This is a genomic window from Corynebacterium sp. HMSC29G08 (assembly GCF_001806875.1).
Classification (GTDB): Bacteria; Actinomycetota; Actinomycetes; order Mycobacteriales; family Mycobacteriaceae; genus Corynebacterium.
Window position 1 is genome coordinate 49,507 of sequence record NZ_KV786235.1, and the last position, 18,387, is coordinate 67,893.

The 18,387-nt window shown below is 59.6% G+C and carries 13 protein-coding genes; 5 read left to right on the plus strand and 8 right to left on the minus strand.

The annotated features are described in order from the left end of the window. Window positions 1–121: 121 nt before the first annotated feature. Together HMPREF3101_RS04585 and HMPREF3101_RS04590 are read right to left on the minus strand one after the other, a co-directional pair. Complete coding sequence (locus HMPREF3101_RS04585) at window positions 122–622, minus strand: hypothetical protein (RefSeq protein ID WP_070463149.1); 501 nt, start codon at window positions 620–622, stop codon at window positions 122–124. Further along, complete coding sequence (locus tag HMPREF3101_RS04590; protein ID WP_070463151.1) at window positions 622–819, minus strand: helix-turn-helix transcriptional regulator; 198 nt, start codon at window positions 817–819, stop codon at window positions 622–624. Before HMPREF3101_RS04590 ends, HMPREF3101_RS04585 begins: the two co-directional genes overlap by 1 nt. Window positions 820–1,021: 202 nt before the next feature. Here HMPREF3101_RS04590 and HMPREF3101_RS11710 point away from each other — a divergent pair, with 202 nt between their 5' ends. After that, the gene (locus tag HMPREF3101_RS11710) at window positions 1,022–1,729 is read left to right on the plus strand and encodes a hypothetical protein (protein WP_083280085.1); all 708 of its coding nucleotides are present in this window, start codon (window positions 1,022–1,024) and stop codon (window positions 1,727–1,729) included. 19 nt (window positions 1,730–1,748) lie between these two features. Here HMPREF3101_RS11710 and HMPREF3101_RS04600 read toward each other — a convergent pair whose 3' ends face one another. The 6 genes from HMPREF3101_RS04600 to HMPREF3101_RS04625 all read right to left on the minus strand — a co-directional run bounded on the left by HMPREF3101_RS04600 (window position 1,749) and on the right by HMPREF3101_RS04625 (window position 8,036). Then, the gene (locus HMPREF3101_RS04600) at window positions 1,749–2,342 is read right to left on the minus strand and encodes a MusI family membrane protein (protein WP_070463153.1); all 594 of its coding nucleotides are present in this window, start codon (window positions 2,340–2,342) and stop codon (window positions 1,749–1,751) included. A gap of 44 nt (window positions 2,343–2,386) precedes the next feature. After that, the gene (locus HMPREF3101_RS04605; protein ID WP_070463156.1) at window positions 2,387–3,253 is read right to left on the minus strand and encodes a carbohydrate ABC transporter permease; all 867 of its coding nucleotides are present in this window, start codon (window positions 3,251–3,253) and stop codon (window positions 2,387–2,389) included. A 3-nt stretch (window positions 3,254–3,256) separates the two neighbouring features. Then, window positions 3,257–4,102: a carbohydrate ABC transporter permease gene (locus HMPREF3101_RS04610; RefSeq protein ID WP_070463159.1), complete on the minus strand. Its 846-nt coding sequence runs from the start codon at window positions 4,100–4,102 to the stop codon at window positions 3,257–3,259. 105 nt (window positions 4,103–4,207) lie between these two features. Further along, the gene (locus HMPREF3101_RS04615; protein WP_070463162.1) at window positions 4,208–5,536 is read right to left on the minus strand and encodes an ABC transporter substrate-binding protein; all 1,329 of its coding nucleotides are present in this window, start codon (window positions 5,534–5,536) and stop codon (window positions 4,208–4,210) included. Between the two features lie 91 nt (window positions 5,537–5,627). Next, complete coding sequence (locus HMPREF3101_RS04620) at window positions 5,628–6,815, minus strand: DUF4032 domain-containing protein (RefSeq protein WP_070463196.1); 1,188 nt, start codon at window positions 6,813–6,815, stop codon at window positions 5,628–5,630. 84 nt (window positions 6,816–6,899) lie between these two features. Further along, window positions 6,900–8,036 carry an ABC transporter ATP-binding protein gene (locus tag HMPREF3101_RS04625; RefSeq protein ID WP_070463165.1) on the minus strand — a complete coding sequence of 379 codons (1,137 nt, stop codon included), beginning with the start codon at window positions 8,034–8,036 and terminating at the stop codon, window positions 6,900–6,902. Window positions 8,037–8,188: 152 nt separating this feature from the next. Between HMPREF3101_RS04625 and HMPREF3101_RS04630 the strand changes: the two genes are divergently transcribed. From HMPREF3101_RS04630 to HMPREF3101_RS12415, 4 genes are all read left to right on the plus strand, one after another. After that, on the plus strand, window positions 8,189–9,649 hold the full coding sequence (locus tag HMPREF3101_RS04630) for a DUF5129 domain-containing protein (protein ID WP_246816646.1): 1,461 nt from the start codon (window positions 8,189–8,191) through the stop codon (window positions 9,647–9,649). 646 nt (window positions 9,650–10,295) lie between these two features. Further along, the gene (locus tag HMPREF3101_RS04635) at window positions 10,296–13,172 is read left to right on the plus strand and encodes a DEAD/DEAH box helicase (RefSeq protein WP_070463167.1); all 2,877 of its coding nucleotides are present in this window, start codon (window positions 10,296–10,298) and stop codon (window positions 13,170–13,172) included. A 5-nt stretch (window positions 13,173–13,177) separates the two neighbouring features. Next, window positions 13,178–17,749 carry an Eco57I restriction-modification methylase domain-containing protein gene (locus tag HMPREF3101_RS04640; protein WP_070463170.1) on the plus strand — a complete coding sequence of 1,524 codons (4,572 nt, stop codon included), beginning with the start codon at window positions 13,178–13,180 and terminating at the stop codon, window positions 17,747–17,749. Window positions 17,750–18,018: 269 nt separating this feature from the next. Then, entirely contained in the window at window positions 18,019–18,387 is a 369-nt protein-coding gene (locus tag HMPREF3101_RS12415) for a hypothetical protein (protein ID WP_256365743.1), read from the plus strand.

The following is an 18,387-nucleotide window of genomic DNA, read 5'->3' on the forward strand; positions in this document are numbered from 1 at the left end:
CAACATGCTGCCGCAATTCAAAAAAGCTCCCCCACTCCCCCAAGCAAACTGCATCATCAACCGCGTCACTGTGCATGTGATCTCGGAGCTGTCGGTTTGGCAGATTGTGGGGTTTTCTCGTTTAGTCGTCGGAGGTGGCGTCGAGACGCGCCCGGTCCTTTGCGCGCCTGCGCTCGCTGATTTTTCGGGCGAGCGCGCCGAAAACCAGCATGCCGATAACTGCGCCGACGATGGCGCCAATGGTGCCGGCGCCGCTGAACTCGCCCTCGGGGTTGTACGCGCCGGTGACGATGATGATTGCCAGCCACACTGCGACCAGGCCGAAGTAGACCACGAGCAGGCCGCGCGGCATCTTGCGCAGACTAGACACTGGCCGTGGCACGTAGTTGCGCATCCAGAGGGCAGCGGCGGCGCTACTGAGCCCAGGCACGCAGAGCACAAGCAGTGACCACATGGCGAGCTGGCCGGGAAGCGCCCAGGCAAGGATTGCACCAACAAGCGCTGTTATTGGCAGGGACGTGTACAGCGCTACAGAGTCGGCTTTGTAGTAGGTCGAGGCTTCGAATTCGTCCTCGGCAATGTCCGCAACATAGTCAACAATGGTGTCTCCGTACTGCTTCATCAGTAATCCTCCTCGTTGCCGAAGACTTCCTCGACGGTCTTGCCAAGTTCGCGGCAAATGTCCAGTGCCAGGTATACGGAAGGCGAATAGTTGCCGCGCTCAATGTTGGCGATGGTTTGGCGCGAAACGCCGACTCGGTCGGCGAGTTCTTGCTGGGAGAGTTCCAGCCAGCGCCGCCACTTGCGCACCATGCTCATGCCGCTATCCTTTCGTTCCCTTCCAGATACAAATCCATATACAACATGTAAACTCGCAACGACCAACTGTCAAGCAAACTTTACATCACGGCAACTATGCCCGGTTTGGCAACATGCTGCCGCAATTCAAAAAAGCTCCCCCGCACCCTGAACTACTCCCCAAGCCGTCCGCGGTCAGCAACACGCAGCTACGCTGGCGCACATGGCATATGAGATCGTCTCTACTCACTTCGTTGCACACGAGCACGACCTTGCAGGCGCCTATGAGCTCTACCGCGCACGCGTGGCCATGAGCCGCGCGGAGGTAGTTGCGATCTCGCCTCGTCCGCACCCGATTGATAGCGAGTTCTTCCTCTGGGACCTGCGCTGCCAAGCCGCCTACGAGAACCTGCCCGCCCCGGACACCATGCAGCTCTATGAGCTCAACGCGTTGGTAGATTTTGTCACCACTGACCGCGACGAGGCGGTGGAGGACTTCTTCTTCGAAGGGCCCACCGAGCCAACGGCGTATCCGGCGTTTCTCGGAGGGCTGGCGGATTTTAAGGTGCGCGACGCCCCCACTGACGCCATGTCACTGATCACTGTCATCTACCTCGGGGCTGAGCACAACGCCGCCGCAGCCGAGGCGCTGTACCAGGAGCTCATCGGCAACGTGCATGCCGTGGCGTACCAGCCCAACCTCGCCGAAAGTGACAGCACGGAGCAAACCAAGCTCATGGGGCCCCTGTGGCTTCGCGACGCCACCCTCAACATCATCGGCAAAGGCGACGGCCTCTTCTCCCCCGGCAAAACCACCTGGACTGGCTGGTTCCTCACCGGGGACACTCCCGAGGAGGTTGAGAACGCTCTCACTGAGCGTATCGACGCCGGCGCCGTCGTCCTTTCCCGCACCGTCGCCGAACCGTTCTAGCTCCCTTAAGCGCCCAAGGTTAAGCGCCTAAGGTCTCCCCGAGCGGTCCGGCGATGATCAGACGGATGACATAAATCGTCAGCGCGGGCAGCAGGAACACCGTCAACGGCACGGCCCAGCCAATCGGTAGAGCAACAACGCCCCACACTCCTGCCGCCAAAACAACAACGGCGCCGAGGGTGTGGGGGAGGTGGCGGAGGGTGGACAACGTGGCGTCGATAAGCAAAGGCCCAAAAGGCGCCGGGCGGGATGACGCAAGTCCGTAAAACCACACCGTAACCCCCATGATCAAAAACAGCCCGGAGAGCACCAGTGCCTGGATGACGGTGAGCGCGAAGCCGGAAACGCCGGCCTGGAACACCACGAACTGCTGGTACGCAAGCAAGCCCAGCAAGACAACGAGGAGGAGCCAGTAGATGGTGGCGGGTTTCCAGTGGGAGGTGAGCTCACGAAGAAAGCGGAGCCAGTAGCGCGAGCCGACTCCCTGGATCATGTCGCGCACCACCACATTGGCTGCGCGCACCGCCGCGCCAACCGTGACTACTGGCAGGCAGGCGACCACCAAAAACATGTTGAGAATGACAATGTCCGCCATCAGCGTGACGGCGGACATGAAACGGGACTCTGGGTGGAACACCCTTTTAAGGCTAGCCCGACTTAACCCTTCACTGCACCTGCAGCGACACCTTCAACGATGTGCTTCTGCGCAGACATGTAGAACACGATGATCGGGATAATCGCCAGCACCAGCATCGCCATCATTGCACCCATGTCGCGGTTGCCCTGGGAACCCACGAACTGCTGGATCACAACCGGGATCGTGCGGTACGGGGTGGACAGGCCGATGACCAGGTACGGCAGCAGGTAGTCGTTCCACACCCACATGGCGTTCAGGATGGCCACGGTGATCGCGGTCGGCTTCAGCATGGGAAGCACGACGCGGAAGAAGGTGGTGAGGGGCGAACAGCCGTCGATAACCGCGGCCTCTTCGATCTCCAGCGGGATCGACTTCACAAAACCGGCGAACATGAACACAGACAGGCCAGCGCCGAAGCCCATGTACAGCACCACCATGCCCAGCGGGTTGTCCAAGCCCAGGCGGTCCGCGATGGCCACGGTTGGGAACATCACCATCTGGAACGGGATGACCATGGAGAACACGAACATGTAGTACAGCGCTGCCGTCCACCACGTCTTCACACGGGTGATGTAGTAGGCGGTCATGGCGGAGAAGAACACGATCGCGGCCACGGACAGAATCGTGATCAAAAATGACCACACGATTGCCATGCCAAAGCCTTCACCTTGGATGCCGGTGATGTAGTTCTCAAACCCGGCCCACATGTCGCCCAGCGGCAACGCGAACGGATTGTTGGAGATGGAGAACTTCTGCTTGAAACTGTTGAGCAGGATGAAGAAGATCGGGCCCAAAAACACGACGGTCAGGAAGATCAGCACGGCGTAGATCAGGGCCTTCGCCGGGCCGGAGACGCGCGCCTCAGGAGCCTTAATGCTTGTAGTCATGGGTTATGCCTCCACTTCCCTGCTACGGGTGGTGCTGAGCTGGAACATTGCAATGACAACGACAACGACCACAAAGATCACTGCCTTCGCCTGACCAACGCCCTCAACACCGACACGGTTGAACATGGTGTTCACAATGTTCAGTGCCACCATCTCGGTCTGGCCGCCAGGTGCGCCGTTGGTAAGCGCCAGGTTCTGGTCGAACAGCTTGAACGTGTTGGACAGCGTCAGGAACAGGCAGATGGTGATGGACGGCATGATCATCGGGATGGTCACGTGCCGCAGCATCTCCCACTTGCTTACGCCATCTAGCTCGGCAGCTTCGATCAGCTCTGGCGGAACGTTTTGCAGGCCGGCGATGTAGATGATCATCATGTATCCCACCAGCTGCCAGTTCAGCAGGATGACCAGGCCGGCGAAGCCGAACTTCCAGTCCGACACAATCGTGGTGCCGTACTTGGCCAGCACCGCGTTGATCATGGACTGCCAGGTGTAGCCCAGCACGATGCCACCGATCAGGTTGGGCATGAAGAAGATCGTGCGGAAGAAGTTGGTTCCTTTAAGTTTGCGGGTGAGCACCCACGCGATGGCAAATGCGAACACGTTCACCGTGATGATGGACACGATAGATACCAGCGCCGTGAACCCGAAGGATCGCACGAACCCTTCTCGGGCGTTGAACGCCTGTACGTAGTTGTCCAACCCCACCCACGTTGCGTTGGTGATGGTTGTGAAGTTAGTGAACGAGAGCAGGAAACCCATCACAAACGGAACCAGGAATGCGATGAGGAATGCCAGCAACGTTGGCAGGACGAAAATTGGGAAATATTTTTTCAAAGACTGTTGCATGCGTAGGTGCCTCTTTCGGGAGGGGTGTGGTGAGGGGGTGTCCCCTCACCACGGGCTGTCGCCTGAGAGCGACAACGTGTCATCCGCCTTCACGCTACCCAGCTTTTAGCTGGTGCGCTTCTCGGCCTTCCAGTCCTCGACAAACTTGGCCACAACGTCAGACCACTCCATGTTGCCGGACGCGTACTGCGCCAGGTTGCCACCGAAGAGATCCTTGAACTGCTGCGACGGGAAGTACTGGAAGTCCCACGGGATGGTGGAAACCTCAGTGTTGGAGATCGCCGCCTGGACCTGCTTTGCCAGCGGGTCAGCCGGGGTGTCCTCCGGACCGTAGTTCTTGAACGGTGCGATGAAGCCGAGATCATCGATCACGTGTGCCTTACCGGCATCAGAGGTGAACAGCCAGTCCAGGAAGTCCTTGGACGCCTGCTGGTCCTCCTCAGAAGCCTGGGAGTTCACAGCGAAGTAGTTCTCAGTACCAACGTTGATGCCGGTGGTCTCCTCATTCGGCAGACCCATGTACATCGGCATGAACTTGATCTTGTCTTCCTTGACCACGTTGCCGTTGACCTCTGCGATCTGGCTCCATGCCCAGTTGCCGTTCTGCACCATGGCTGCCTTGCCCTGTGCGAACTCAGCCATGGAGTCAGTCACGGCCTTGGACGGTGCCAGGGACGGCTGGATGGTGGAGTTCTGCAGGTACAGGTCGAAGAGGTTCTTGAACTCCTCGTTGTACTCGAAGGTCACGTCGGCGGTGTTCTGGTCCCCAACGTTTGCAAACTCGTAGTGCATCGGGCCGTTAGCCAGGTGGGTCTGCCAGCGCCAGTCCTCACCGGAGGCCAGGGAGGTGGAGGCAAACGCGCCGTCAATGCCCAGCTCGTCCTTCTTTGCCTGCATGTCCTCAGCCAGCTTCTTCAGGGACTCGAAGTTGGTGACCTCATCCACGGAGGTAATTGCCGCACCCGGGAGTGCGAAGTACTGGTCCAGGATCTCCTCGTTGTAGAGGATGCCGAAGCCCTCCACTGCGAACGGAACGCCACGCACGGTGCCGTCCTCGCCCTCAAGCGGGGTCACGTCCTCGTTGAGCTGCTGTGTAACCTGAGTGTCGCTCAGGTCAGCGGTGTAGTCCTTCCAGGTTTCGAAGCCGGTCGGGCCGTTCATCTGGAACAGGGTCGGGGCGTCAGACTTGGACACCTCGGTGCGCAGGGTCTGCTCGTACTTACCGGAGGCGGCGGTAACCACCTTTACCGGAACGCCGGTCTCTTCGGTGTATTCCTTTGCAATCTGCTGGTAAGCCGCATCCTGCTCCGGCTTGAAGTTGAGGAAGTACACGCTGGGGCCGGCTTCGCTATCGCTGCCACCGCAGGCAACGAGGCTGGTAGCGGTCAGTGCTGCAGCTGCCGTGGTGGCAAGTACGCGACTGATCTTATTCATGAGTTGTCCTTCTACTAAAGGGAAACGTCGTACGTTTACCAGTGTAGTGACATGTCAATACCCATCAAAACAGTTGTGCGATGTGTCACGGTCAACTGTCAGAATCAGGCGCGGTATCCCCGCGGTAGACCATCGCCTCGTCGCGGTGGGTGGGCAGGACGTGGTCGAAGTAGGACTCTGCGGCTTCCGCAAGCGGGACGAAGCGGTGGTCGTTTTGGCTCATGAACCAACGGTGGTCCAGGATCTCGTGGAAGATCTGGGCGGGTTCGAGTTTCTCGCGCAGTTTGGGCGGAATCAGGCTGACTACGGGTTCGTATTCCTTGACCATCCAGCGATGCGCCACCGCCTCCAGGGGGAGTTTTCCGCCGTAGCGCACGGCGCGGTAAACCTCCATCTCCCCCAGCAGCCGTTGCGCCTGGCGGTCCTGGACGTCCAGGCCAGTCAGGGCTTGCAGCTTATGGCGGTTAAAGCCCGTGGAGAACACCGCCGGCTGGACATGGACGCGGCGCATGTCTCCCTCGTTGGAGATCTCCATCTCACCAACATCAAAACCAAGCGCGTTGATTTTGGCCACGCGCTCGCTGATGGCGTCAAACGCTTGGTCGCCCCGGACGTAGAGGTCGCCCGTCATCAGGTCCCAGAGTTCCAGGTAGTTGCGTTCGATCTCGTTGCCCACGGCGATCACGTCCATGGATTCGTCGATCATTCCGCCGGCCTGGAGGTCCATTAACTCGCCGATGATGTTGACGCGGGCCACGTCGACGTCGTAAAGCCTGCGGCCCTTGGAGAGCGGTTCGTGGAACTCGCCGGTCTCAGCGTCTACAAGGTAGGCGAGGAACTCGTCTGCGTCACGACGAAACAGCGTGTTCGACAGCGACACATCACCCCAGTAGAAGTTCACCAGGTGCAAACGCACCAACAGCACGGCAAGCGCCCTGACCAGCTTGCTTACCGTGTACGGGGCGAGTTCGCGGGAGAACAGATCGCGGTACGGCAAAGAAAACCGCAGGTGTTCGGTGACCAGGCAGGCCGTCAGCGGCTCACCGTCTGCGTCCACGCGGTGGGTGATCACCGCCACCGGCACCACACACGGCACACCTAGTTCCTGCAGGCGGCGCAGCATGCGGTACTCGTGGTACGCCACCGTTTCGCCGATCTCCTTGACCGCAAACACCAGGTCATCGGCAGCGATCAGGCGAACCGTGTGACGGGAAATACCGCGCGGCAGCGCCGCAAGCAGGTCTGAGTCCCATTCCTCCAGCGGCACCGACCACGGCATGGTGAGCAGAGTCGGCGCGTACGCCGGAGAAACAACGTTCAGCTTCTCCAAAGACACAGCTAAACCAGCTAAACCAGCGGGAAGCTAGATGCGCTGACCCGTCGCCTTGGAAAAGACGTGCAGGCCGCCTTCCTTAATACGGGCGTGGATCACATCGCCCTTCTTTGCGCCGGACAGCGGCGGGGTGCGCACCACAATCTGGTCGCTTGCAGCGCCCTCGCGGCCCTCCTCCAGGCCGGCCTCGCGCCAGCCGCCGCCAGCCAGGTGGCCGTAGACGTAGGAGTCAGAGCCCAGCTCTTCAACAAAGTCGACCTCAACAGGGATGGTGTGCGCCTCATCAGCGCTGACCAGTTCCAGCGACTCGGGGCGGAAGCCAAGGATCACCTGGCCGTTGTCTTTCACGGTCAGGGCGTCCAACGTGGAGCTATCGAGCGGGATGCTTGCCTGACCAATGCGTGCGGTGCGGGACTGTGCGTCCACGTCGAAGGTGGAGAGGTTCATGGCGGGCGAGCCGATGAAACCAGCAACGAAGACGTTATCCGGGTGATCATAAAGCTCACGCGGGGTGCCTACCTGCTGCAAGACGCCGAAGTTCAGCACGGCGATCCGGTCGCCCATGGTCAGCGCCTCTGTCTGGTCGTGGGTGACGTACATGGTGGTCACGCCCATGCGACGCTGCAGGTTAGCAATCTGGGTACGGGTTTGTACGCGGAGTTTGGCGTCCAGGTTGGACAGCGGCTCGTCCATAAGAAAGACCTGCGGCTCACGCACAATCGCACGACCCATGGCCACGCGCTGACGCTGACCACCGGACAGGGCCTTCGGCTTGCGGTCCAGGTACTCGGTGAGGTCCAGTGTCTGCGCAGCCTCTTCCACACGACGGTTGATCTCACCCTTGTCCATGCCCGCAATCTTCAGCGCAAAACCGATGTTCTCGCGCACGGTCATGTGCGGGTACAGGGCGTAGTTCTGGAACACCATGGCAATGTCGCGGTCCTTGGGGCTGGCGTTGGTCACGTCCTTGTCCCCGATGAGAATGCGGCCTTCATTGGTGTCTTCCAGGCCTGCGAGCATACGCAGTGCGGTGGATTTACCGGAGCCGGACGGGCCGACGAGGACGAGGAATTCGCCGTCTGCGATTTCCAGGTTCAGGCGGTCAACGCTGGGCTTGTCCGCGCCGGGGTAGATACGGGTTGCCTGGTCATAGGTCACGGTTGCCATAGTGTTCTCCTCCATCGGCAGGTACGTGCCGAACGATCCGTTGTGGGGTGTACAGCTCAAACGTTACACGTGCGCAGGAGCTTTTTCCTTAGAGACGCCTACCGCTTCCCTTTCACCCTGCCCACCCAAATATTCGGACGTACCATGGCCCCATGAATCCCATGAATCCGGATAACAACAAGAGCTACCGCGGATCTCGAAGCACGAAGACGAAGGACTGGGCTGCCGTCTTGGGCCTGACCGCCTTGCTGGGAGGCATCGGCGGCACGGTGGGCTACGCCCTGCCGGACTCACCTGAGCCAGTGACCATTGCTACCCAGGCCGAGGCGCCTGCGGTGGAGATCTCGGACCCCTCCGATGTGATGCCGGCGGACGATGAGGCTCGCCTGATGCGTGATACGGAGCGTCTCCAACACCCGGACACGGTGAAGAAGATCCACTTCATCACGCTGAATGAGGGTCGCGAAAACGTCAACGACGCCGTTGAGATCTTTCTTCGCGATAACTTCCCGGACCAAATCCTGGACAAGACCTTTGCTGACGGCATGTTGATCGTTGGCACCGACGTCAAAGGCCGCAACAACTTCATCTTCGCTGGTGAAGACGTTGCAAACCAGCTTTACCTGCGCTCCGGCGAGCGCCTAGAGGACGCCCTTGAGGCGATGAAGCCTGGGCTTAGAGACGACAATATCCCGGCCGGCTACTTCGCCGGCGCAGACTTTGCCATGGATATCGCAGCTGCTCAGAACTATCCGGTTGAAACCGCCGCTGGCAACAAGACGGCCGCTGGCATCGGCCTTGGCGCCGGTGTCGGCGGCGTGACGCTTGCGGGTGGCGCGATTGCGGCGAGCCAGCGCAACAAACGCAGGAAAGCGATTGCTCAGGCCCGCGAGAACCACGCGATCATCGGCCGGGAGTTCACGGGGCTCAGCCAGCGCATTGATGAGCTAGACATTCGCGCCAATTCCGTGTCTAGCGCGTTTGCTAACGCAGAGCTGCGCAAGCAGTGGGAGGAGGTGCGTGACCGCTTCCTGGGCATGCATGATGCGATGCAGCTGGAGGTGGGCACGGACCGTCAGGCGTGGGAGAACCACAAGAAGCTGGCCAAGTTTGCCGACACCGTGAAGGACACGGGTAATGCGGAGGCGAACATCAACCGCTTGTTTGCGGTTGAGCAGGGCGATCCGGCTGAGCGCAGCGTGATTCTCAATGAGGTGCGCACGGACGTGATCAAGGCGCGCCGCCAGATCAAGGACCAGGAGCTCAAACGGGAGTTGGCCAAGCTGGAGCGCGGCCTGGATTACCTGGACCAGAACCCGGATTATCCGAAGTTTGTGGACCAGTTCACCCGCATTCTTTCGGATTACAACCAGCTCATCCCCGAAATCAAGCGCCGCGAGTTCTCGGATGTGAAGGAGTACAACAAGCTTTACGCCCCGCGCCTGACGGATCCTGGCTACATCTACTCCAACTACATCCCGTACGTGGCGTTGACCAGCTGGCATTCTTCGAATGTGGAGGCCCACCAGGCGGCGCAGTCTTCCTCTTCGTCCAGCGCGAACACGGGCTTCAGCTCGGGCTTTTCGGGTGCGGGTGGTTCCAGCTCGTACTAGCTGTTGCTTGGTGGTGCTGGGTGTTGCTTGGGCTTCATGCTTCGCGACGCCCCACGCCCCCGGTCCGCGGCCTTGGTCTGCTCCCCGGTCCGCGCGCCGACCTGGCCCACAATCCAAACATCGGAAAGCAAACATCGGAAAGAGCCGTTAAGCCCCGGTTCGAGGCTTATCCGACCTTTGCTATCCGATTTTTAGCTCTCCACGCTTCAACACTGACTGACATGAACACTGACTGGCATGCCAGTTTTCGTAGGACTGTGGGGTGTTTCCGGGTTTCCCCAGAAAGCAAAAGGGCAAGCTCCCTCGCCTCTCGCGCTCTAAATGGGGGGGTGGGTGAGCGCTCATCCGGTCACGGGGGGGTTGGACCGTGGGCGAAGAAGCTTGCTTACCGAGACTATACACACGGCTTACATTTCTTGTCCACTTGCTTAGTAAAACTTTTTCCTTAGCTGCTTTGACCAGCGGTAATAGCGTGCCTTGGCTGCACGTTAGCCCAGCGACCGTTTGTGGGGCCTAGGGGTTGAACCACGCCATGACGGGAAAGAACAGCGCGCGCATGACAATCACGCCAATGGCAGTGCGCAATTAGAACACCTTTGCTGGCAATCATCTGTGCATGTGACAGCTGCCCAGTACTCTTTCCGATATGCCTTCTCCCACGAACACTGTCGGCACGAACACCGCATACGCCCCGGGCCTCATGGTTAAGGTCCGTGATGAGCTGTGGCTGATCACTAGCGTGACCAAGTCCGTTGACGGCTTTCTGCTTAAGGTCCGCGGTCTTTCGGATTACGTTCGTGACACCACGGCGAGCTTCTATACCGCGATTGACCAGGTGGAAGTGTTTGACCCCGCCAAGGTCGAGGTTGTTGCTGACCACTCGCCTGGCTTCCGTACCACGCGTCTGTGGTTGGAGACCACGTTGCGTCAGACTCCGGTGCCGCTGTACCAAGAGGACCTCAGTGTTGCCAAGGACATGTTGATGGATCCGCTGGACTACCAGCTGGCCGCAGTGAAGAAGGCGCTCTCGGACGACAATCTGCGTCCCCGCGTCCTTATCGCGGACGCGGTGGGATTGGGCAAGACGCTTGAGATCGGCATGATCCTCTCGGAGCTGATCCGCCGTGGACGTGGCGATCGCATCCTGGTGGTCACTCCGAAGCACATCATGGAGCAGTTCCAGCAGGAGATGTGGTCTCGCTTCGCCATCCCGCTGGTGCGACTGGACTCCGCAGGTATCCAGCGCGTTCGCCGCATTCTGCCGGCTAGCCGCAACCCGTTCACGTACTTCAACCGCGTGATCGTTTCGCTGGACACGTTGAAGTCTGACAAGTACCGCGCCCAGCTGGAGAAGGTGCGTTGGGATGTGGTGGTGATGGATGAGATCCATAACGCTACCAACGTTGGCACGCTGAACAATGAGCTGGCGCGCACGCTTGCGCCCACAACGGAGGCACTCCTGCTGGCGTCGGCAACGCCGCACAATGGTGACCCGGAGTCCTTCAAGGAGATCCTGCGTCTGCTGGATCCAACGGCGGTGATGCCGGACGGCACGATTGACGCCCAGGCCGTCAATCGTCTGCTGATCCGCCGCCACCGCCACAGCGATGAGGTTGCCAGTGTGGTTGGTGAGAAGTGGGCGGAGCGCAAGGAGCCGAAGAACGTCCTGGTGGAGGCCTCCAACGAGGAAAATATCGTCGCCGGTGAGCTGGAGCGCACCTGGATTCATCCGGAGAACGGCAAGAGTCCGGCGCAGGGCACGCTGTTCCCCTGGACGTTGGTCAAGGCGTTTCTCTCCTCGCCGGCCGCACTGGACGAAACTATTGCTAACCGCTTAAAGCGCGTCCCCACCGCCGACACCGTCCAACGCGAGGCACTGGAGCGTCTCCGCGCGCTTAACAGCAAGGTCACCCGCCAGAACTCCAATAAGTACGCCGCCTTGGTGCGCCAGCTGCAGGAGGTCGGCGTGGCCAAGAACAGTGATACCCGCGTGGTGATCTTCTCTGAGCGAGTGGCCACGTTGCACTGGCTCCAGGAGAACCTGGTCAAAGATTTGAAGTTGAACAAGGATGCGGTGCAGGTCATGCACGGCGGCCTGTCGGATGAGGAGCAGATGAGGCTTGTAGATGAGTTCAAGCGCGAAGACTCTAAACTCCGCGTCCTTATCACCGGTGATGTCGCGTCTGAGGGCGTGAACCTTCACACCTTGTGCCACAACCTGATTCACTATGACATTCCGTGGTCGCTGATCCGCATCCAGCAGCGCAACGGACGTGTGGATCGCTACGGCCAGACGACTCAGCCGCAGATTACGGCGCTCCTTTTGGACACGGCACAGGGCGGCTACGTCGGCGAGCTGCATGTGCTGAAGAAACTCATCGAGCGCGAGCACGAGGCGCACGCGATCCTGGGCGATGTCGGCTCGCTTATTGGCAAGCACAGCGTTGCGGGTGAGGAGGATGAGATCAGGAAGGTTATCCAGAGCCAGTTGCTTTTCGACGATGTCGTGAAGTCCCCCACCCAAATCACCGAGGAACCCGCGTTGTCAGAGTCTGAGCTGATCGACCAGATCCTGGCCGGTTTCGGTGCGGACCTCGGCGAAGACGAGGACGACAACAACGGCAACAACGAAGCTCAAGACATCTACGCCCCAACCACGGAGGCGACCACCAACAGCCTCTACGCCTCTGAGATCGCGTACCTCGAAGACGCGTTGAGCGAAGCGTTCCACGGCGCCCCGGAGAAGGAGCTGGCCGCCAATGGCGTTGGCTACGTGCGTCACCGCAACCAGGTGGCTGAGCTGACACCACCGGAGGATCTGCGCCGCCGTTTGGAGATTCTGCCGCAGGATTACCTGGCGGATCGCAAGGTGCGTGATCGTTTCCAGCTGGCCACCAACATAGATATTGGCAATGAGGTGATGCGCCGCGCCCGCACGGGCCAGGATGGCTCGACGTGGCCGAAGGCCCACTTCCTCGGACCTCTGCACCCGGTGACGGACTGGGCGACAGACCGCGCGCTTGCCTCGCTGTCCTCGGGCCAGATCACCGCAATCACCGGCAACGTGCATGCACCGACCGTGCTGCTCATGGCAACGCTGACCAACAAGCGCGGCCAGGTGGTCTCCCGCGCGTTCGTTGCCGTGATGGACGGCATGATCCCGCAGGACGTGCCGGACCCAATCGCGTGGCTGCGCATCATCGGGCTGACAGAAGACGCCATCAACCCCGGCACGCTCACCCTGCCGGAGAACGCCCAGGATCTGATCGCCCAATCGGTCCAGGTGGCCAGTGGCCAGCTGCAGCCGATGATGAAGGCTGCCCGGGATCACGCGCACGCGCGCATTCATCATTGGTCTGATCGTGCGCATGCGTGGGAGGCCTCGAAGGACGGGCTGCAACACACGCTGCGCATTGGGCGTTCCGCGCAGTTGATTGCGCAAGAAAAAGCACTCATTTCTTCGCTTGAGCCGGACCGTGAATTGATCCGCCCGCTCGTACTTATCCTGCCGCAGGAGGCGTAAACACCATGGCTGCATATGATTCGATTCTCAATGTTGATGAGTGGATCAGTGACCACTATTTCACTACCGATGAGACCAAGGGCGAGTCCTTCACCAAGCGCGTCAAGGCCCGCACCAAGGAGTGGGCAACGCTTGAAGCAGAAAGCGGCTCGGTCTCCCCGGTGAAGCGTTTCCAGCAGGAGCGCGGTGAGATGCAGCGGGCATTTGCCACAAACGCGGACGCGGATGTCACCGATGCGCTGGTACGCACAGCCTTCGGTTTCGGTGCTCCCACCACGCAGCATTACACCCGCGCAGGTGAGCAGCTCGCCTACCAGGGTTGGTGTGGCAACGCCGGCACCCTGATCGTGCTCAGCACCGAAGCCCAAGACGTTTCCGAAGACACCCTGATCACCCTTCCCGTCCAAGGTGGCGTGACAGCAGAGGGCAAGGACCCGCAGCCACAGAAGGTGTCCAAGCTGATCGGTGATCTTTTCTTGTCCCAGGATCCGCCGGAGTTCATCGTGGTCATCGCCAGCACCTGGGTGCTAGTCGCGGAGCGCGAGACCTGGCCACTTGGCCGCTACCTGGCCATCAACCTGCAGCTGGCGGTAGAGCGCAATGACACGAAGAAGGCCGGCGAGCTTGAGCGCGTCGCCGTGATCCTCGCGCGTGAGAACTTAGAGCGCGCCGCGGACGGCACCACCTGGTGGACGCAGACGCGGGAGGAGTCCCAGCAGCACGCAGTGAAGGTCTCTGGTGATCTGCGTGATGCGGTGCGCGAATCCATTGAGATCATTGGCAATGACGTGCTTGACCGCCGCCGCGAGCAGCACCTGCCCATTGACACGATTGATGGCAACGACCTGGCACGCCAGTCGCTGCGCTACCTCTACCGCATCCTGTTCCTCCTGTTCGCGGAGGCGTCCCCGGAGCTTGCGATCCTGCCCACCGGTACGCCCGAGTACGTCGACGGCTACGGCCTGGACCGTCTGCGGGATCAGATCCTGGATCCGCCGGTGACGGATAAGGCACGCCACGGCACGCACCTCTACGATTCGCTGCAGCTGCTGTTCACCCAGGTCAACCAGGGCCATGACCCGTTGGACTGCCCCACCGCTGACCAGGACGCGCCGAATGAGGGCTTGACCTTCCGCAACCTTGAGGCAGACCTGTTTAAAAGCGAGAGCACTTCGCTTATAGACGCCACGAAGCTCTCCAACGACGCCCTGACCAAAATCCTGCAAAACCTTCTCCTCTCTAAGGTCTCTGCCGGCAAGGACCGCGGCTTCATCTCGTATGCCACCCTGGGCGTGACAGAGCTTGGCCAGGTCTATGAAGGCCTGATGTCCTACCACGGCTTCATCGCACAAGAAGACCTGTATGAGGTCGCGCCGAAGGGTGACGCCTCCAAGGGTTCCTGGGTGCTGCCGGTCAAGCGCGCGAACTCAGTCCCGCAGGACAGCTTCGTCATGGAGACGCAGCAGCAGGAAGAAGGCGGCACCGCAAAGGTTCGCCGCCAGCACCCGGCCGGCTCGTTCGTGTTCCGCCAGTCCAGCCGTGACCGTGAACGCTCCGCATCCTTCTACACCCCGCAAGTACTCACGGAGTTCACCGTTGGCCAGGCTATTGAGGTCCTCCAGGAGGAAGGCCGCATCAAAACCTCCGAGGACGTGCTCAGCCTGACTATCTGTGAGCCCGCCATGGGCTCCGGCGCCTTCGCCGTGGAAGCCGTGCGCCAGCTGGCGGAGCTCTACCTGAAGCTGCGCGAGGACGAACTGGACCAGCAGGTAGACCCTGAGAAGCGCACGCTGGAACTGCAGAAGGTCAAGGCACACATCGCCCTGCACCAGGTTTACGGCGTGGACCTCAACCCCACCGCTGTGGAGCTGGCGGAAATCTCCCTGTGGCTGGACACCATGACCAGCCAACTCAAGGCACCGTGGTTCGGTCTGCACCTGCGTCGCGGCAACTCGCTGATCGGTGCGCTGCGTTCCACCTACTCCACTGCACAGTTCAAGAAGCGCGCGTGGCTTACCGCGGTGCCGCGCCGGGAGCCGGTACAGAACCTCGCCCAGGCCATTGATGCTGGCGAGTCCCGCGATATGAACGCCGCCGGCCGCATCCACCAATTCCTGCTGCCCTCTGCAACGTGGGGTGCAGCGGCAGACGCCAAGGATCTCAAGACGTTGGCCAAGGATGAGATCGCAGCTATGAAGGCATGGAAGCGTGCGGTCACCGGCAAGGAGCCAACCAACGAGCAGAAGAAGAAGCTGGCCAACCTCGCCGCGCGCGTGGAGTCCCTGTGGGCGATCACGCTGTCCAAGATGCGCATTGCGGAGGACCAGATTCGTCGAGACATCAACCTTTGGGGCCGCGAGAGCGAACACACCGCAAGAAACATCCGCCGCGAGCAGATTGAGCGCGAGCTCCTCCACAACGAAGAGGGTGCTTACCTGCGTCTGCGGTTGGTTATGGACGCCTGGAATGCCCTCACCTTCTGGCCCCTGACAGCCACAGATAGGCTCCCGCTTCTCGACGCCTGGTTGGCCGCGCTTACCGACATCCTCGGCACCGAAACCACCGCCCGCGACTCCGCCCAAACGCTTTTGGGCCGTGCGGATAACTGGGACGAACTCGTCCAACTTGAGCGTACCGAGATCGAACTCTCCGGCGCGCGAAAGATGGAGACCGTCCTGGCTAACCACCCGTGGCTCAATACCGTGAAGGACGTTGCAGCGGACCAGGGCTTCTTCCACTGGGACCTCGACTTCTCCGCCGTCTTCGCCCGCGGAGGCTTTGACCTCCAGGTGGGTAACCCGCCGTGGGTGCGTCCAGACGTGAAGATGGACGATCTTTATGCGGAAATGGATCCGTGGTTTGTCTTGGCTCACAAGCCAACGCAAGCGGTGAAGAACGCTCGTCGCGAGGACTGGAACACAGATCCGCGAATGCAAGAGAACGTGTCCTCCGGTGTCGGCGATACTGTCGCTACTGCAGCGGTGCTCGGCAACATTCCCGATTACCCACACCTCAAGGATCAGCGGCCGGATCTCTACAGGGCCTTTATGGAACTGACATGGAAGAACGGGTCTGCACAGGGCACGATCTCGTTAATTCATCCCAAATCGCACTTCACGGAAAAGAAAGCCGCTCCTCTACGGCGGGCTGCGTACTTCAGGCTGCGCCGAAATTGGCATTTCACCAACAAACTTGGGCTCTTTGATATCGACACGAATGAGAAAAACTTTGATGTCGCAATCTATGCTGCGGCACGCACAAAACCAGACTTCATCATGACCGGTCACACGGATCATCCTCAGACTGTTGTGGATTCTCTTCAACATGATGGTGCGGGTCCAGCGCCAGGGATTCGTGATGATAGCGGAAACTGGGACCTTCGACCACACCGAGATCGAATTCAGCACGTTGATGAATCCACATTAAAGGTTTGGCATTCGATACTTGAGGATGATTCTGTATCTTCTACCGAGACTCGAATGGTTTATGCCGTAAACAGCGAATCTGCGGCAATTTTGGGGAAGCTCGCTGGTGCTCCGCGTCTCGCTACTGCGCAGCTCAACTATTCTCTGGGCTGGGATGAAACCGCTGGCAAAAAGAAAGGACTATTTGACAACGGGTGGGACCAACCTGTTTCATGGGCCGATGCCATTATCCAGGGGCCTCATCTAGGTGTGGCAACCCCTTTCACAAAGCAACCTAACCCGTCCCTTAAAAACAATCAGGATTGGACTGAGGTGGATTTGGAATCGGTCCCGAAAGATTTCATCCCGGCGACTGCTTATCAAATTAATCGAATTAACCAGGTTAAGTATGATTCGGCTTACCCGCACTTTGAGATCGGTGACGAAGTCGTCTCTGATCGCCAATTCTTTCGCATAGCCTGGCGCCGTATGGCTGCAATTACCGGCTTTAGAACTTTAATTGCAGCTCTCATCCCGCCGGGTACTGCTGTTTCTGGCGCGTCAATGAGCGCCTTTTCGGTGGTACCGCTAGAAACCGTTCGATGTGGGGCGTTGCTTTCGACTTTCCTGGCTGACTACGTGGTCCGCAGCTCTGGGGTGGCAAACATCTATCCAGCGACAATTGGAGTAATCCCGACTCCTGGGATGGATCCGCAAATCGAGTCACATCTTGTTGAGAGATTCCTCCGTCTCAACTGCCTCACCGAGGCGTACGCCCCTTTGTGGGAGGAGTTGATGGGTGAGGCGTGGGGCGTCGATACGCCGCTGCGCAAGGATGAGGAGCGGCGAGCTGCCCAAGTTGAGATTGATGCAATTGTGGCGCTGTCGTTGGGGGTTACGGCGGATGAGCTGTGCATGATTTACCGGACGCAGTTCCCGGTGATGCGTCGATACGACCAGGAGGATCGTTTTGATGCGAATGGTCGGAAGATGCCCAAGGAGATTGTGAAGGCGGACGCGAAGCTGAAGGACGGCGCGCAGCTGTCGGAGGCGGAGCGGACGTGGACGCACCCGCAGTCGGGTGTGGAGTACGTGTACGAGTACCCGTTCAGGCAGCTGGACCGCGAGGCGGATATGCGGGAGGCGTACGCGCGGTTTGAGGGGATGGTGTAGACGTGAGTGCACTAACGGACGGAGAACCACGGCTAACAGGGAGCCGACCATACCGAAAGAGCGCAGTTGATAGGGAAGGCAGCAGGTGGAGGGACGGTGAGCCATTTGGTCAGGAGCCGATTGACGAATTTCTCGTTTTCAACTCGGTGTTTCTATCGGAGCTGCTGCAGATCGCCGAAGAAACTGTGAGTAGTTTTCTTCTCCCATGGCAACTTGGTACAAGCGCTGCGGTTTTGCCAGGGTCGAACACGTATGTTTTATCCGGTCGAGTGAAGTCAACGTCATCCTTGTTGCAGAAGCTGCGGCGAATGAAGACCACACCTCTCTCAAACATCCAGGATATTGCGGGTTTCCGCTTTGACTGTTCCTTGACGTTGACCGAGCAGACTAAGGTAGCGGAAGCGTTCAAAAATGCCTTCTTGCTTGAGGGGGCAAAGAGGGTTGATGTTCGAGATCTCCGAGAGGATTCTCATTCCGGATACCGTGCAGTTCACTTGCATATTCGGTCAGAATTGGGAAGAGCAGAAATGCAGATCCGTTCAGCATTGCAGTCTAAGTGGGCGAACTTATACGAAGAGGCCGCGGATATTTATGGCCGAGACATTGTTGCGACCGGCTATTTGGTAGCAGTGTCGTGA

Coding starts and splice junctions, on each gene's coding strand:
- HMPREF3101_RS04585 (WP_070463149.1), bottom strand. CDS start 622: ATGAAGCAGTACGGAGACACCATTGTTGACTATGTTGCGGACATTGCC.
- HMPREF3101_RS04590 (WP_070463151.1), bottom strand. CDS start 819: ATGAGCATGGTGCGCAAGTGGCGGCGCTGGCTGGAACTCTCCCAGCAA.
- HMPREF3101_RS11710 (WP_083280085.1), top strand. CDS start 1,022: ATGGCATATGAGATCGTCTCTACTCACTTCGTTGCACACGAGCACGAC.
- HMPREF3101_RS04600 (WP_070463153.1), bottom strand. CDS start 2,342: ATGTCCGCCGTCACGCTGATGGCGGACATTGTCATTCTCAACATGTTT.
- HMPREF3101_RS04605 (WP_070463156.1), bottom strand. CDS start 3,253: ATGACTACAAGCATTAAGGCTCCTGAGGCGCGCGTCTCCGGCCCGGCG.
- HMPREF3101_RS04610 (WP_070463159.1), bottom strand. CDS start 4,102: ATGCAACAGTCTTTGAAAAAATATTTCCCAATTTTCGTCCTGCCAACG.
- HMPREF3101_RS04615 (WP_070463162.1), bottom strand. CDS start 5,536: ATGAATAAGATCAGTCGCGTACTTGCCACCACGGCAGCTGCAGCACTG.
- HMPREF3101_RS04620 (WP_070463196.1), bottom strand. CDS start 6,815: ATGCCGTGGTCGGTGCCGCTGGAGGAATGGGACTCAGACCTGCTTGCG.
- HMPREF3101_RS04625 (WP_070463165.1), bottom strand. CDS start 8,036: ATGGCAACCGTGACCTATGACCAGGCAACCCGTATCTACCCCGGCGCG.
- HMPREF3101_RS04630 (WP_246816646.1), top strand. CDS start 8,189: ATGAATCCCATGAATCCGGATAACAACAAGAGCTACCGCGGATCTCGA.
- HMPREF3101_RS04635 (WP_070463167.1), top strand. CDS start 10,296: ATGCCTTCTCCCACGAACACTGTCGGCACGAACACCGCATACGCCCCG.
- HMPREF3101_RS04640 (WP_070463170.1), top strand. CDS start 13,178: ATGGCTGCATATGATTCGATTCTCAATGTTGATGAGTGGATCAGTGAC.